Here is a 15481-nt window from a genome sequence, read left to right on the forward strand (position 1 = left end):
GTGCCGCAGAGAGAAGGACTGTCCTCTGCCTGAGGCTCTCTCCTTTTACGGGATTGTGTCGGGAGTTAGGTGGCCTTGCGTCAAACTCACGGCACACTCCTGTTTTTTAGAATTATAGTGCGAGACGCGGGTTTTCCGACATGATATGAGTCATGACAAGCCAGCCGGGTGCATGACCTCATACGCCGCTCTGGCACTATTAAATCATGGTCTTGATGGGCCTGATTATTCTTGGAGACAATTTTCATGATTTCTCGTCGTCTTCTCGCAGCTCTGTCCACCGTTGCTCTGCTGGGCGCTGCTGCTCCGTCTTTCGCTCAGGAAGCTCCGGCTACCGCACCTGCTGCTCCAGCCGTTCCGGCCGCTCCTTCTACCCCTGCTGCTCCGTCTGCTGAAGCTCCGACCACTCCTGAAGCTGCACCTGCTGCTTCTGGCGCTGCGGAAACCGGCAAGGAAGAAGGCACCAAAAAGAAGAGCAAGAAGCACCACGGCAAGAAGCACCACCATGGCCACAAGAAGGCCAAGAAGGCTGCTGAAAGCGATGCTTCTGGTTCCGATTCTTCTGCTCAGTAATCAGAAGCTGGTGCAGGCTTAACAGCCTCCCACGTTTCTGCCTGAACAGGGTAGAGTCAAAGGCAGGGCTGGGGAGTTTCTCCTCAGTCCTGTTTTTTATGGGTATTTTTCAGTCGTAACGGCTGAGGGAAAGATCCAGAGCGGGAATATCTGTCTTTCTGCCATGGATCAGATCAGCAATAAGGCGGCCTGACCCACAGGCCATGGTCCAGCCCAGTGTGCCGTGTCCAGTATTGAGCCACAGGTTCCTGAATGCGGATACTGGGCCGATTACAGGTGTTCCGTCAGGAGTGTTGGGGCGCAGGCCCGTCCAGTATGTGGCTGCGGACAGATCGCCCCCTCCGAACAGTTCAGAAAACGAGAGCTCAAGTGTTTCCCGCCGGTCCGGGCTCAGGCGCAGATTATAGCCTGTCAGTTCGGCCGTACCACCCACACGAATGCGGTTGCCCAACCGTGTGATGGCAACTTTGTAGGTTTCATCATTCACGGTGGAGGTCGGGGCGTGGCTCTCATCCGTCAGGGGCAGGGTGAGAGAATAGCCCTTCACTGGATAGACCGGCAGATGAATCCCAAGCGGCTTCAGAAGAAGAGGGCTGTAGCTGCCCATGGCGACCACATAGGCATCGGCCCGCAGGTGGCCAGCACTGGTGCGGACAGACATGATCTCATCCGCAGCTGCATCCATCCCCTTGATGGTCGTATTATACAGGAAGGTTACACCCTGTGCCTCGGCCATCTTGGCCAGCCGTTGCGTGAAAATATGGGCATCGCCCGATTCATCGCCGGGTAGATACAAGCCTGCTTTCAACAGGTGTTTTGCATGGGCCAGACCGGGCTCATGTTCCAGAATCTGATCTACCGTCAGCAGGGCGTGGGGAATGTGGCTTTCAGAAAGCAGGCGCATATCCCGCTGGACCTTGTCCACTTGTTTGTTGGTGCGGAAAAGCTGGATCAGGCCGCGCTGGCGGTCATCATATGTCAGCCCGGTTTCCTCACGCAGGGCGTCCAGACAGTCCCGGCTATACTCGGCAACACGCAGCATGCGGGATTTGTTGATATCATACGCATGGACGTTACAGTTTTTCAGAAACTGCTCAATCCAACGGAACATGGCCAGATCAAACCGCTTGCGGATAACAAGCGGACTATGGTGCCGTTGAAGAAGCCATTTCATGGCCTGTAGGGGGAGGGACGGTCCTGCCCAGGGTGTTGAATAACCGGGAGAGACCTGAGCCGCATTGGCAAAAGAGGTTTCAAGCCCGGGTGCGGGCTGGCGGTCCACCACGGTTACTTCATGGCCCAGTTTGGACAGGTACCAGGCAGAGGTGGTGCCAATGACGCCGGCGCCGAGAATGATGATTTTCACGGTGTCATCCTTTCCGGGGATCGTGGTGGGTGCGGTGGTAGCGTGAGCCGAGATCTGTCAGCAATTCGTAGCCGATGGTGTCTGCCAGAAAAGCTGTTTCATCAAGAGGGTTGTGGGGGCCAATCAGATCAAAAGCCACGCCTGGCGCGAGGGGCAGCCCTGCAAGAGCCGTAATGTCTACGGCCAGTGAATCCATGGAGATACGCCCGATTATTGGCAGTTTGATGTCAGGCCGTTCTGGCAGAACAACAACACCTCTCTCACCCAGCCGACGAGGAAAGCCATCTCCATACCCGATACCCAGAAGCGCAATATCTGTCGGGCTAGGGGCAACAAAAGCGGCACCATACCCAGCACAGGCTCCGGCGGGGATATGGCGGGTCTGAATGACACGGGCTTGCAGGCGAATAGTGGCCTGCATGGGGTTGGGGCGCCCCGGTGTGGGGTTAATACCGTAAAGTGCTGCTCCGGGCCGGATAAGGTCAAACCGCCACTCCGGCCCAAGGAAAATACCGGAGGAAGCAGACAGGCTGGCGGGAGCAGCAGGCAGCCGTTTCCGCGTTCGTTCAAAACTGTCTCGCTGCTGCCGGTTTAGCGGATGCTCAGGGGTGTCTGCACAGGCCAGATGGCTCATGACCAGCACAATTTTGAGCCCCTCCAAGCCCGAGCCCTTGCTCAGTCCGGTTACTTCGTCTTCTGACAGTCCGAAGCGGGACATGCCGCTATCCACCTGCAAAGCCGCCGGCAGAGTGTTGTTCTGATCACGGGCGAGCGCCTGCCATTCCTGCACCTGTGGCAGGCTGTTCAGTACAGGTAACAGGTTGTGCGCCAGAAAAGCGGGAGCCGTTCCCGGCGGAGGGCCATGGAGTACAAAAATGCGGCTGTCACGAGAAATCAGGCTACGTAAGGCGACCCCTTCAGCCAGATGTGCCACAAAAAAAGTCCGGCAGCCTGCTTCATACAGAACAGGTGCAACTTCCGAGAGACCTAGCCCATAGGCGTTGGCTTTGACTGCGGCACCCGTTTCTGTGCGGGGGCCCACAAGGGTTTGAAGCTGCGTGTAGTTTGCTGCAATGGCGGCCAGATCAATCAGTAGATGGCCACCTTCCCACCCATCATGAGGGAGAACACTCATAAGTCGGAGAATGGCCGAAGGTAGGGGGAGAGAAGGGGGCTGTTTGGCCTGAGTATGTGCATGGCTGCTTTCCCTTCTTTCCGTTTACTTCGTGTTATTTATCCATAAGAGCGAAGCGGACGCAAAGGTCCGCCTCAGGCAGCGGGAACCCCTTTGCTGGTGGAATATTCAAAATGCAGCGCCTGATCCGGGTTCACAATGGGGTAGATGGCATGCGCAGCCATGGCCCCTTCACTGAAGCCCTGCAGAATGAGTTTCAGTTTGCCGGGGTAGGTGGCCACATCGCCAATAGCGAACACGCCCGGCATGTTGGTTTCACAACTTGAGGGCACAACAGGGATGGTGGAACGCACGGTATCCACGCCCCAACGGGCAATGGGGCCAAGGTCTGTTGCCAGCCCGAAGAAGGGCAGAAGGGTATCGGCCTCTAGCGCACGGGTTGCGCCATCCAGATCTGCAACCTCCACGGCTTCCAGCACGCCGTTCTGCCCACGCAGGGCATGAAGCTGATAAGGCACCACTTTTTCAATCTGCCCTGCGGCAACAGCTTCATCCAACAGGCGCAGGCTTTCCGGCGCGCCACGGAAGCGATCCCGACGGTGTACAAGATACAGTTTTTCCGCCTTGTCTTTCAGCGCCAGAGCCCAGTCCAGCGCGGAATCGCCGCCGCCTGCAATCACAATGCGTCGGCCTTCAAAATCAGCTTTCCGGCGCACGTAATACTGCACGGCTCCTGTGCCTTCAAAGGCATCCAACCCATCAAGTGGCGGCCGATTGGGGCCGAAAGCACCCGCCCCGGCAGCAATGATAACAGCCTTACTGTTGACCTGCGCCCCTTTGTCCGTGCCCAGCGTAAAGGCGCCGCGGTGGCCGGTCAGGCTTTCAATGCGGTGTTTCAGCAGGCGAGGGATGGCAAAAGGTTCAATCTGTTTTTCAAGATTGGCGATAAGGTGCGCCCCTTCTACCGCCGGGCAGGCCGGAATATCATAGATGGGTTTTTCTGGGTACAGCGCCACGCACTGGCCACCTACTTCCGGCAGAACGTCAATTAACAAACACCGCAGGCGCAACATGGCGCATTGAAAGGCGGCAAAAAGCCCGGCAGGGCCAGCGCCGATAATGGCGACGTCTGTCTCAATCGGCATGTCAGTCATGGCGCGGCGGATCTCCCCTTTGGTCCGGCTGATGAAAGCTGTTTTTTTGCGCTACCACGCGGGCGGGCGCAATGGGGTAGCGCTACAACATGACCCATAAAAAAGAGGGAGCGCCCAGGAGCGCCCCCTCTGCCATGCCACCTGAGAGATGTTTCAGGTCAGGATTTGGCGAGTTCCTTTTTCAGCCCGGCATCCAGCACATCAAGGAAAGGCTGCGTGTCCAGCCATTTTGTATCCTTGCCAACCAGAATGGCGAGATCCTTGGTCATCTGGCCGGATTCCACCGTGTCGATACACACTTTTTCCAGTGTTTCAGCAAAATGCACCACGTCCGGGGTGTCATCAAACTTGCCACGGTAAGCCAGCCCGCGTGTCCATGCGAAAATGGAGGCAATGGGGTTGGTGCTGGTGGGCTTGCCCTTCTGGTGTTCACGGAAGTGGCGGGTAACTGTGCCGTGGGCGGCTTCAGCTTCCACCACATCCCCCGTGGGGTTCAGCAGAACGGAGGTCATCAGCCCGAGGCTGCCAAAGCCCTGTGCCACAATGTCGCTCTGCACGTCGCCATCGTAGTTCTTGCAGGCCCAGACATACCCACCGTTCCACTTCAGGGCGCAGGCCACCATGTCATCAATCAGGCGGTGTTCGTAGGTCAGGCCGGCTTTTTCAAAGTCTGCCTTGAACTCTTTGTCATACACTTCCTGAAACACATCCTTGAACATGCCATCATAGGCTTTCAGAATGGTGTTCTTGGTGGACAGATATACCGGCAGACCACGATCCCGCCCGTAGGAGAGGGAAGCGCGGGCAAAGCCTTCAATGGAGGCGCGGGTGTTGTGCATGCCAAGGGCCACACCGGGGCCCTTGAAGTCATGCACATCCAGCGTCACGGTTTCACCACCGCCTTCCGGCACATAGGAAAGAGTAACCTTGCCAGGGCCGGGGATCTTGGTTTCCGCCGCGCGGTAGATATCGCCATACGCGTGACGACCAATGACAATCGGCTTGGTCCAGTGCGGAACCAGACGCGGCACGTTTGAGCAGATGATGGGTTCACGGAAGATGGTGCCATCCAGAATGTTGCGGATGGTGCCATTGGGGGAACGATACATGCGCTTCAGCCCGAATTCCGTCACGCGGGCTTCATCCGGGGTGATGGTGGCGCATTTCACGGCAACGCCGTAGCGTTTTGTGGCTTCGGCTGCCTCAACCGTCACCTTGTCGTCCGTAGCGTCACGATGCTCAATGCCCAGATCATAGTATTTCAGGTCAATATCGAGATAGGGCAGAATCAGCCGTTCCCGGATGAAATGCCAGATAATACGGGTCATTTCATCACCATCCATCTCTACGACGGGGTTTTTGACCTTGATTTTTGCCATGGTTAAATCCGTTCCAGAAAAAATCTCGAAAAATTTGCGCAATGCGTATGGGCATCATGCAAGAGGCGGATGAACGGATTAAAAGCCTTGAGAGCCAGCGGCTATTCACATTCCTGACAGCATAGCCGTTGCAGGCGTGCCTGCTTTGCCGGAGTGTGCTCATAAAAGGCCAGTTTCCCGCAGCTTGCACGGGCTAGGCATATCTGTTCTAGGGAGTGTTATCACAATATGGTCAGGACTTTATGACGGCATCTTTGTCTTCTTCGCCAACACGTTCGCAGTCTTTCTCAGTCGTGCTGGCTATTGAACTGTGGGAACGGTTCGGGTTCTACGGCATGCAGGGCATCCTGCTACTGTATATGGTGCAGCGCCTTGGGTTTGATGATGCTCAGGCCAATCTGCTGTGGGGCACGTTTTCCGCCGTGACCTATGCCGCCCCGGCTATTGGTGGTTGGATTGGAGACGCCCTGCTGGGGTCCCGGCGCACCATGACAATGGGGGCCGCCGTGCTGGCCATTGGCTATGCTCTGCTGGGGCTGGATCTGGGTGGGCAGTTTGCCCTGTTCGTGGCGCTGGCCGTCATTGCCTTGGGGAACGGCCTGTTCAAGGCGAATGCCGCTAATCTGGTGCGCCGTATCTATGAAGGGGATGATGCCCGGATAGATGTGGCTTTCACCATTTATTACATGAGCATCAACGTTGGTTCCACGTTCTCGCTCCTGTTAACACCGTGGTTGCAGCAGCATTATGGGTGGGGCCCGCCCTTTCTGGTGTGTTCGACCGGGTTGGTGTTTGGGCTTGCCTGCTATGCAGTTTTCCGGAGCCGTTTGCAAAATATTGGGTCCGCGCCGGATTTCCGGCCTGTTGTGCCCCGGCATCTTGCCGGTGTGCTGGCAGGAGTGGTGGTGGCTCTTGCCGTCATGGTTGGCATTCTGGGTGTGCCCGCAGCCGGTAAGGCCTGTGTGTGGATTGCTGCACTGACTATCGCGGTTATCTGGGTTCTGCTGTACCGGCGGGCAACGCCAGCGCATAGGCCCGGCCTGCGGTTGGCTTATCTGCTGATTGTGCAGACCATGCTTTATTTTGTATTTTATCAGCAGATGGTCACGTCCCTCACGCTGTTTGCGCTGCGTGATGTGCAGTCCCAGTTCACACTGTTTGGTGTGCCGCTGTTTTCCATGTCAGCGGGCCAGTTTCAGGCGCTTAACCCGGTGTGGATCATGGCGGCTAGTCCGGTTTTGTCATGGCTGTATAAAGTCATGGAAGAACGTGGCTGGAATTTTCCCATTGCCGAGAAATTTATTGTCGGCTTCTCGCTGGTAGCCTTGGCGTTTCTGATCTGGTGGTGGAGTGCCGCTACAAGCACAACCCTTGTTTCTCCGTGGGTGATGTTCTGGGCGTATGGTGCGTTGTCTGTCGGGGAGTTGTTGATCAGTGCTCTGGGGCTGGCTGTGGTGGCGCGGTATGTGCCCGCCAATGTGGGTGGCTTCATGATGGGCAGTTATTGTGTGTCCAATGGGGTGGCCATGTATCTGGGCAGCATGATGGCCAATCTGGCCGCCATGGGCTCAGCCGTAAGTGGGGGCGATCCCTCTGTAACATTGCCGATCTATGCAGGATTGTTCCGCACCCTTTTCCTGCTGGCGGTGGGGTGCACTCTGCTGTTTGTAGTGTGCCTGCCATTTACCCGACGGTGGGATGCCCAGCATCGTGCCGCACAAGAGGCACGTCACGCAGGGTAATTTCTGCGCAAGTGTGGCAGCAGGCAGACAGAGGGGAAATATTTTCGTCCTTCTCTGGCCTGCTGCTTTCCTTGGTGAGTGTATGTCAAGTTAACACTGCCCTGCGCGCTCTTGCCTGAGAGGCGAAGCGTCTCTCGAATGGTTTTCTCCAATTTTGTCAATCTGAGTCTGACAGATGGCAGTCGGCGCCATATCAGCGTGTCGGCTTCTGTTCCGGTGTGTCCGGGGTCTGAACCTCTGCCTTCCTGTGGCGTTTGGTGCGTGTGCTGGCACCCGTTGTCAGTGGGGAGCGTGCCAAGTATGTCCGTGTGTCATCCAGCAGAAAAAATACCCAAGACGATCGTTTTCCGATCTGCTCTCAAGCGGTTGTATGGGGATGGCTTTGAGACACACGCACCAACCCAGGAAGACGCCTTTCCATCGGTCTTGTTGGAAAAACTGACACATCTGGGCGCTTTGTCCGCTGTTTTGCCTGTCAAAAATGGAGGACTGGGGCTGTATGAGTCCCCAGAGGGTATGCAGGGATTGATTGACCTGTTGCGTGTCACGGGGAGACTGAGTCTGTCTCTGGGGCGGTGTATCGAAGGACATATCAATGTGGTGCGGCTGGTGTCCCTGTATGGATCGGACAGGCAGCAGAAGGATCTGGCCGCTCTTGTAAAGCGGGGCGTGCTGGGGGGAATCTGGGTGACTGATGGTGCCCAGCCGGTCACGCTGGAGCCAACCGCAACAGGGTATTGTCTGAACGGCGTAAAAGGGTTTTGCAGTGCGGTGCGTCAGGTCGGTGTGGCGTTGATAACCGCACGGACGGCACAGGATCAGGATGTCATGGTTCTGGTGCCTACCACTGAACCTGAACGCATTGGCAAAGGCCCAGGCCGATTGACCGGTATGGCGGCCAGCGGCACGGGCGCATACGATTTTACGGGAGTGGAGATTTCAGCCGATTCAATAATCGGTCAGGCTGGTGATTATTTAAGGCAGCCGGAATTTTCTGCTGGTGCGTGGCGTGGCTCTGCCGTTGCGTTGGGCGGTATGGATGCGCTGGTTGATCTGATGCGTCAGGAGCTTCGGGCACGCGGGCGGGCAGAAAACCCGCATCAACAGCGGCGTATTGGCGAGGCCCTTATTCTGCGGGAGACAGCAAGCCAGTGGGTGCATCGAGCTGCCAAAGCGGTTTACGGTGTGCATGTGGCACCCGAGGAATGCGCCGCCATAGTCAATCTGGCCCGCATTGCGGTTGAGCAGGCAGGAGTGCAGCTCCTTACTCTGGTGCAGCAGGCGCTAGGGCTTTCGGCTTTTATTCGGGGCAAGCAGGTTGAGCAGACACTGCGTGATCTGGCCACCTATCTGCGCCAACCTGCCCCCGATGAAACACTGACAGAAGCCGCAGCCTGGTTTGTGGAGCGTGACTGGCCGGAAGAGACATTATGAAAAGCAGTGATCTGACTGCAGAATTTTTTCGCCTGCCTATAAGGACTCTGGACGAAATAGCACCGGGCACAACGTTGATTCTGGCACCTCATCCCGATGATGAAAGCCTGGGGTGCGGTGGATTTATTGCCGAAGCCGTCGCCCAGGGGCGGCCACCCGTGGTGGTGATTGTTTCAGATGGATCAGGTTCTCATCCAGCCTCACAGGAATGGCCTGCCGTGCGCCTTGTGGAGCAAAGAGAGAAAGAAGCCCGTAATGCAGTAAGAATTTTGGGCCTTCCCCCTGACCGTCTGCATTTTCTGGGGCTGCGGGATACAGCGGTGCCCACAGAAGGGGAGGCGTTTAGCGCCGCTGTAGAGCGTGTGGCTGATCTTGCTCTTGATTATGATTGCTCAACGCTTGTGGTGCCATGGCGGCACGATCCTCATTGTGATCATGAAGCAGTATGGCTGATGGGTAAGGTTTTAAAGGCTCTTTTGCCCCATGTGCGTCTGCTGTCTTATCCCGTATGGGGCCTGACCTTGCCGCCTGATGTTATTCTGGACCAGCCTTTTCCAGCAGGGTGGCGCCTGAACATAGAGCCGCATCTGCCCACGAAGCGAGAGGCCGTAAAGGCGCATGAAAGCCAGAGAGGGCTGGTGATAGAGGATGATCCGGACGGATTTATCATGCCGGAAGAGTTGTTGGAAAAAATCATCCAAAAATATGAGATCTATATTTTATCATGAGCAAAAAAACATGGTCTCCTGATATTTTTGACTCGTTATTCCAGAAAAATCCTGACCCATGGGATTTTGAAAAAAGCCTCTATGAACAGGAAAAACTTGCCCGATTATTATCTTGCCTGCCACAGGAGCCTATCAACTTTGCGGTTGAACTTGGGTGTGCTGTGGGGGTGGGAACAAAGGCGCTTGCGGCCCGTTGCACGCATGTTCTGGCGGTAGATGGTTCCTCCACAGCTTTGGCGCTGGCCCGTGACAGATGCTCCCACTTAAAAAATGTCTCTTTTCTGGAAGCCTTTTTACCTGAGGGGTATCCAAAATCTGCCGTTCTTGGCTGTGATGTGATCGTGATATCAGAAGTCCTGTATTTCATGGCGCAGAACGATATCAAAAAACTTGTTGATTATATCATGGAGACTCTGCCCCCTTCTGCTACTGTGGTGCTGGTTAACTGGACAGGAGAGACAGATACACCTTGCACCGGGGATGACGCAGCAGACTGTTTTATTCAGGCCTGTCATCCGTATCAGTGGCTGCCGGTTCATGCGGAACGCGGTGAGACTTACCGGCTGGATTGCCTTCGTTCTGTGGTGACATAAAAAATTTGCAGGCGTCTTTCTGAAGAAGAAAATCAATAACGCGCTGGGCTCTACGATGATGCAGGTGTAAATCCGCACGGTTGACCCGCGTAGATGAATCTGACGACTTTAACGAAATATCATTTCTATCAGAGTATTTTTTCTTTTTTCTGAGGCGTAGCATGCAACGGGAGACAGGTTCGAGTGCGTCATCCAGATAATCATCTTGCTGGACAATGCGGCGGGAAATTGTATCGGCCATGCCACCCCGCGCACGCCCAACCAAGCGGGCAGAAACATAGACTTTGACTTCTGGTGCATGGCGCACGGGAAGGCCTGCTTCATGCAAGGCAGCGTAAAAAGCGCGATCTTCACTCAAAGGTTCAGGAGGAATGCCCCCCACCTGCTGCCATGCTTCTCGCGTTACAGCAATACTGGCGCCGGACCGTTCGCTATGGCGGGGCCATGGATCATAAGGCGTGGGTGCCAGTAGGGCTTTTATGTGCTCCAGTAAGGCTGCGTAGGCTTGTTCTTTTTCGTCATCTTTATGTAGATGTAAAGGGATTTTCTTGAATTCTGACGGAAGCAGAAGCGCGCGCCCGAATACAGCGGCAACATTGTAACGGATAAAGGCCCCAAGGGTCTGTGTCATCCAGTCTGGCGCAACTTCTGCATCTGCATCGGTTGTGAAAAGAAGGGCGTCGGATGGTGCGTAATGAGCGGCATGGACCATGGCATCATGCCTGGCGCGGCCTGCATGGGCCTGATCCGGGGAATAGGAAACACAAACGCTTTCTACCTCAAAAGGCAATGTATCCTGCAAGGAGCGCACCTGATGCCGGGTGTCATCTTGCGTATTGTTGATCCAGACAATCACTTTATGCGGCAGAAGACCGTCCTGTCGGGCAAGCGCCACAAGGCAGGGCACAATATGGTCGGCCTCATTACAGGCCGGAATGGCGACAATACGTGATCTTTGGAGATAGGATGAAGGGAGAGGCTGAAATGCAGTAGGCTGATGGGTCTGGGCGTCTGAATCCGTAATGAGCATCGGAATGCAATCCTTTCGCCGTTTGTTCACGGCATCAGTGAAGACGCGCAGAAATGCCTCCAGTTCATGGTGTCTGATATTTTTGAGAGAGCGCTGGCAGTGTCCGGGTGAGACGTCGTGACACGCTCATTCTTTGTTCATTTCCCTCTCTTGTTCAGAATGCGGGAGAGGAAAGAGTTAAGACCCTTCAGGCTTAGGAGGCGCTACAGTTTCGAGAGAAGAGAGGCGTAACGGTCCTGCATTAGCGGGGCGGCTTTCAGGCGTAAGAAGAGGCAAGGGCTGCTGGGGTGGGCGTTTAAAGAGGAAACTGTTGCACCAGAGGTCATGTCTGCGTTTTTTCTGGAGGGCGTCTGGTGTGCAGTTTTTCTGCAAAGGCACGGTTCTTCTCCTGTTAAAACGGGGTGGCGTGACGTCTGGTCGCAGTTTGGCTGTTACAACGTCAGCGTAGGCCAAGAGTTCAGGAGAAATGAATTTTTGCGCACTTCATGCAGAGGAACAGGCTTTGCCGTTGTCCTGCTGTTACGGAAGCTGTTCAGCAATCAGCCAGAAGAAGAAAAGGGGAGTCAGAGGCCGAAGCATAGCGCAAAGCGATACCGGCCCTTATGAAGATGCATTAGCAGAGTAAAGGGCAACGGAAATGCCCGCAAAGAAAGGATTATTTTTTCAAGGGAAATATATAGCTGGGGCGAACGACGGGGATCGAACCCGCGACAACCGGTACCACAAACCGGCGCTCTACCAACTGAGCTACGTCCGCCACACAGCTAGGGGTCGTTTAGAGAAATGTGCCCTGTCCGTCAATGCAAAGAGTGACGGACAGGCATAAAAAATTTTCAGGCGCGTTTATGCCAGGCTTCAATGCGGCTTACCGCTTCCCGCAGCACGCTTTCCTGCTTGCAGAACGCAAAGCGTAGCAGATGGGAGGGTGGAGCGCCGTTAGCTGGTTCATAAAAGGCTGAGGCCGGGATTGTGGTTACACCTGCCTGCTCTGTCAGCAGGCGGGCGAAGGCCATGTCATCCAGCCCATTCGCCAGCGGGGTGATGTCCGCCATGACAAAGTAGCTGCCTTGGCAGGGCAGGACGTCCAGCCCGACCCCACGTAATCCGGCGGAGAGAAGATCGCGCTTATGGGCGAGATCGGCCGAGAGTTCGGCAAAATAGCGTTCGTCCTTGTTCAGGCCGTAGGCCACCGCGCGCTGAAGATTGGGGGGCGTGGCGAACACGAGATTCTGATGAGCCTTGGCCACCACCGCCGCAAGCGGGGCAGGAGCGGTAACGTAGCCCACTTTCCACCCGGTCAGGGAGAAGCTTTTCCCTGCACTGCCAATGCGCAGGCAGCGCTCCCGCATGTCAGGCAGGGCCATAAGGGAGAGATGAGGGGTATTGAAGGTCAGATGCTCATAGACTTCGTCACAGATGGCATAGGCATCGTGCTGCTTCAGCAGCCCCGCGATGAACGTCAGCTCATCGCAGGAGAACACTTTGCCCGTGGGGTTCATGGGGGTGTTGAGCAGGATGGCCTTGGTGCGGGCGGAGAAGGCCTCGGCCAGCGCCTGCCGGGGCAGGGTCCACTCAGGGTCTTCCAGTCGGACAATGCGGGGCACGCCGCCAAGTTGGCGTACCATGGGCAGATAGGTGTCATACAGGGGTTCGATCAGGACAACTTCATCTCCCGGCTCAATCAGCGCCATGAGAGAAGCTGCGAGGGCCTCTGTGGCGCCGGAGGTCACCACCACCTCAGAATCGGGATCAACCTCGATTCTCTGAAACCGGGCGTTTGAATGGGCTACGGCTGCGCGTAATTCTGGCAGACCTGTGAGAGGCGCATACTGGTTTCTCTGATCAAGTAAAGCGTCCGCCGCAGCCTGTACAATATCGTGTGGGCCTTCCGTATCAGGAAAGCCCTGACCAAGATTAATGGCTCCGTGTTGACGGGCCAGCTCAGACATAACGGTGAAAATTGTAGTTGGCAGCGCCGCTAACTGTCTGTTCAGCGGTTTTGTCATGTCTGGGTTCCTTGTTGCGGTCTAGGGGAGAAATGAGAGAGAAAAACAGGTGCTGCGTCTAAGGGGCGGAGGTAAGATCAGTGCTTTATCGATACTATTTCCTATCTGCCCGATTGCTCCTGTGGCCAACCCGTGCAAGTTTGGAGCCGTTCGGCTTGAGCGTCTATGCCCCAAGGGGTGCGACGGCAGCGAAGACGGACCCCTCAAACAGGGTACAGCAGTGATATATTGATGACGTGACATGAGAAAGATCGAGGCCATCATAAAGCCGTTCAAGCTGGATGAAGTGAAGGAAGCCCTTCATGAACTCGGCCTGCAGGGTATTACCGTGATCGAAGCCAAGGGCTTTGGCCGGCAGAAAGGGCACACGGAACTGTATCGTGGCGCGGAATATATTGTTGATTTCCTGCCCAAGATGAAAATTGAGGTTGTCTGCCCCGCCAGTCTGGTGGAACGGGCGGTTGAGGCGATATCCGCCGCGGCCCGCACGGGACGAATCGGGGATGGCAAGATCTTTATCCTTCCGGTGGAAGACGTGGTGCGAATCCGTACGGGGGAAAGAGGAGAAGATGCCATCTGATGGCTGTCCGGCCCTTGTGCGGGTTCAGGATATGCCGCAGGGCATGGCGTGCGTTTGATAATCCTAGCTGTGCTGGAAGAGTTCCGGTGCGCAACAGGTTGTAGGTGAAGAGAGAATGGTGAAAAAGACAACGTCTGCGAGTGATGCCAAAGCCGCAGCAATTGCCAAGGTGTTTGACCTGATTCAGGAGAATTCGGTTGAACTGGTTGACCTGCGCTTTACAGATCCGCGCGGCAAGTGGCACCACACCACGCAGTACGTCACCACGATTGAGGACGATACCTTTACCGAAGGCTTCATGTTTGATGGGTCTTCCATTGCTGGCTGGAAAGCCATCAACGAAAGCGACATGGTTCTGCTGCCGGACCCTGAAACCGCAGTAATGGACCCGTTCTCTGCCCGTCCGCAGTTGATCCTGTTCTGTGACATTATCGAGCCGTCCACCGGGCAGCCCTATAACCGTGACCCGCGCTCCACCGCCAAGCTGGCAGAACAGTATCTGAAGTCCACCGGGCTGGGTGATACAGCGTTCTTTGGTCCGGAAGCTGAATTCTTTATCTTTGATAACGTGCTCTTTGGCACCGGCCCCAACTTCGGCAAGTTCCAGCTGGACAGCATTGAAGGGCCTGGCGCTTCCCTGAAGGAATATCCGGAAGGCAACATGGGCCACCGTCCGGGCGTGAAGGGCGGCTATTTCCCCGTTGCTCCGGTGGACAGCGAATCCGACCTGCGTGCGGAAATGCTGGCAACCATGGGTGAAATGGGCCTGCCGATCGAAAAGCACCACCATGAAGTGGCGCAGTCCCAGCACGAACTGGGCACCAAGTTCGATACGCTGGTGCGTTCTGCTGACTTCATGCAGATCTACAAATACTGCATCCACAACGTCGCGCAGTCCTACGGCAAGACCGCAACGTTCATGCCCAAGCCCATTTATGGGGATAACGGCTCCGGCATGCATGTTCACCAGTCCATCTGGAAAGACGGCAAGCCGACCTTTGCTGGCAATGGCTATGCTGACCTGTCTGATACCGCGCTGTACTACATCGGCGGCATCATCAAGCACGCCAAGGCGCTGAACGCGTTCACCAACCCCTCCACCAACTCCTACAAGCGTCTGATTCCCGGCTTTGAAGCACCTGTGCTGCTGGCTTATTCTGCCCGTAACCGGTCTGCATCCTGCCGTATTCCTTACGCAACCAACCCCAAGGCAAAGCGCGTTGAAGTCCGCTTCCCGGACCCGACAGCTAACCCCTATCTGGCCTTCGCCGCCATGCTGATGGCTGGTCTGGATGGTATCAAGAACAAGATCCACCCGGGCGATGCCATGGACAAGGATCTGTATGATCTTCCGCCGGAAGAACTGAAGCAGATCCCGACAGTCGCAGGCTCCCTGCGTGAAGCGCTGGAAGCGCTGCAGGCTGATCACGAGTTCCTGCTGGCTGGCGGTGTGTTCACCAAGGACCAGATTGAAAGCTACATCAACATCAAGTGGGAAGACGTGTATCGCTTCGAACACACGCCGCACCCGGTTGAATTTGAAATGTACTACTCCGTCTGATCAGTCTTTTCAGACCTTTTGGCGAATAGGAACGGGGCCTTCTTCGGGAGGCCCCGTTTTTTTGTGCTGTGCTTGGAGGGAAGCAAGGGCTGCCGTAAGCCTCTGATCAGCAAGAGAGGGGAGGGTTTAGGTGCGTCTCTCTCTGTAGGTAAAGGGGAGAGAAGTCCGCCCCTCCGGTCGTTTCACATGCCTGCTTTTTG

At 55.8% G+C, this 15481-nt stretch carries 13 protein-coding genes and 1 tRNA gene; 7 read left to right on the plus strand and 7 right to left on the minus strand.

What is annotated here, in order from left to right:
• Window positions 1–246: 246 nt before the first annotated feature.
• Window positions 247–573, plus strand: a complete 327-nt coding sequence (locus AD944_RS15590; RefSeq protein WP_035378020.1) for a hypothetical protein — start codon at window positions 247–249, stop codon at window positions 571–573.
• Between the two features lie 109 nt (window positions 574–682).
• Here AD944_RS15590 and AD944_RS15595 read toward each other — a convergent pair whose 3' ends face one another.
• The 4 genes from AD944_RS15595 to AD944_RS15610 form a co-directional block, all read right to left on the minus strand.
• Complete coding sequence (locus AD944_RS15595; RefSeq protein WP_045543006.1) at window positions 683–1939, minus strand: D-amino acid dehydrogenase; 1257 nt, start codon at window positions 1937–1939, stop codon at window positions 683–685.
• 4 nt (window positions 1940–1943) lie between these two features.
• Window positions 1944–3074, minus strand: coding sequence for an alanine racemase (gene alr / locus AD944_RS15600; RefSeq protein ID WP_045543007.1), 1131 nt, complete (start codon window positions 3072–3074; stop codon window positions 1944–1946).
• 134 nt (window positions 3075–3208) lie between these two features.
• The gene (locus tag AD944_RS15605; protein ID WP_045543008.1) at window positions 3209–4228 is read right to left on the minus strand and encodes an NAD(P)/FAD-dependent oxidoreductase; all 1020 of its coding nucleotides are present in this window, start codon (window positions 4226–4228) and stop codon (window positions 3209–3211) included.
• Window positions 4229–4386: 158 nt separating this feature from the next.
• On the minus strand, window positions 4387–5607 hold the full coding sequence (locus tag AD944_RS15610; protein ID WP_045543063.1) for an NADP-dependent isocitrate dehydrogenase: 1221 nt from the start codon (window positions 5605–5607) through the stop codon (window positions 4387–4389).
• 242 nt (window positions 5608–5849) lie between these two features.
• On the opposite strand from AD944_RS15610, the gene AD944_RS15615 reads away from it, so the two are divergent.
• The 4 genes from AD944_RS15615 (at window position 5850) to AD944_RS15630 (ending at window position 10104) form a co-directional block, all read left to right on the plus strand.
• Window positions 5850–7349 carry a peptide MFS transporter gene (locus AD944_RS15615; RefSeq protein WP_045543009.1) on the plus strand — a complete coding sequence of 500 codons (1500 nt, stop codon included), beginning with the start codon at window positions 5850–5852 and terminating at the stop codon, window positions 7347–7349.
• Window positions 7350–7649: 300 nt separating this feature from the next.
• On the plus strand, window positions 7650–8783 hold the full coding sequence (locus AD944_RS15620; protein ID WP_045543064.1) for an acyl-CoA dehydrogenase family protein: 1134 nt from the start codon (window positions 7650–7652) through the stop codon (window positions 8781–8783).
• On the plus strand, window positions 8780–9511 hold the full coding sequence (locus AD944_RS15625) for a PIG-L deacetylase family protein (RefSeq protein WP_179946496.1): 732 nt from the start codon (window positions 8780–8782) through the stop codon (window positions 9509–9511). Before AD944_RS15620 ends, AD944_RS15625 begins: the two co-directional genes overlap by 4 nt.
• The gene (locus AD944_RS15630; protein WP_045543011.1) at window positions 9508–10104 is read left to right on the plus strand and encodes a class I SAM-dependent DNA methyltransferase; all 597 of its coding nucleotides are present in this window, start codon (window positions 9508–9510) and stop codon (window positions 10102–10104) included. The genes AD944_RS15625 and AD944_RS15630 overlap by 4 nt, the downstream gene beginning before the upstream one ends.
• On the opposite strand, the gene AD944_RS15635 is transcribed toward AD944_RS15630, so the two are convergent.
• The 3 genes from AD944_RS15635 to AD944_RS15645 all read right to left on the minus strand — a co-directional run bounded on the left by AD944_RS15635 (window position 10010) and on the right by AD944_RS15645 (window position 13140).
• Window positions 10010–11134, minus strand: coding sequence for a glycosyltransferase (locus AD944_RS15635; RefSeq protein WP_045543012.1), 1125 nt, complete (start codon window positions 11132–11134; stop codon window positions 10010–10012). The two genes, AD944_RS15630 and AD944_RS15635, sit on opposite strands and share 95 nt — an antisense overlap.
• A 681-nt stretch (window positions 11135–11815) precedes the next feature.
• A tRNA-His gene (locus AD944_RS15640) sits at window positions 11816–11891 on the minus strand.
• 76 nt (window positions 11892–11967) lie between these two features.
• Window positions 11968–13140 (minus strand): aminotransferase, encoded by a 1173-nt coding sequence (locus AD944_RS15645; RefSeq protein ID WP_045543013.1) that lies wholly within the window; start codon window positions 13138–13140, stop codon window positions 11968–11970.
• Window positions 13141–13381: 241 nt separating this feature from the next.
• Between AD944_RS15645 and AD944_RS15650 the strand changes: the two genes are divergently transcribed.
• Both AD944_RS15650 and glnA read left to right on the plus strand, forming a co-directional pair.
• Complete coding sequence (locus AD944_RS15650) at window positions 13382–13720, plus strand: P-II family nitrogen regulator (protein WP_006557470.1); 339 nt, start codon at window positions 13382–13384, stop codon at window positions 13718–13720.
• A gap of 115 nt (window positions 13721–13835) precedes the next feature.
• Window positions 13836–15281: a type I glutamate--ammonia ligase gene (gene glnA / locus AD944_RS15655; protein ID WP_006557469.1), complete on the plus strand. Its 1446-nt coding sequence runs from the start codon at window positions 13836–13838 to the stop codon at window positions 15279–15281.
• The last annotated feature ends 200 nt before the right edge of the window (window positions 15282–15481 follow it).

It is taken from the genome of Acetobacter tropicalis (genome assembly GCF_001580915.1).
Classification (GTDB): Bacteria; Pseudomonadota; Alphaproteobacteria; order Acetobacterales; family Acetobacteraceae; genus Acetobacter; species Acetobacter tropicalis.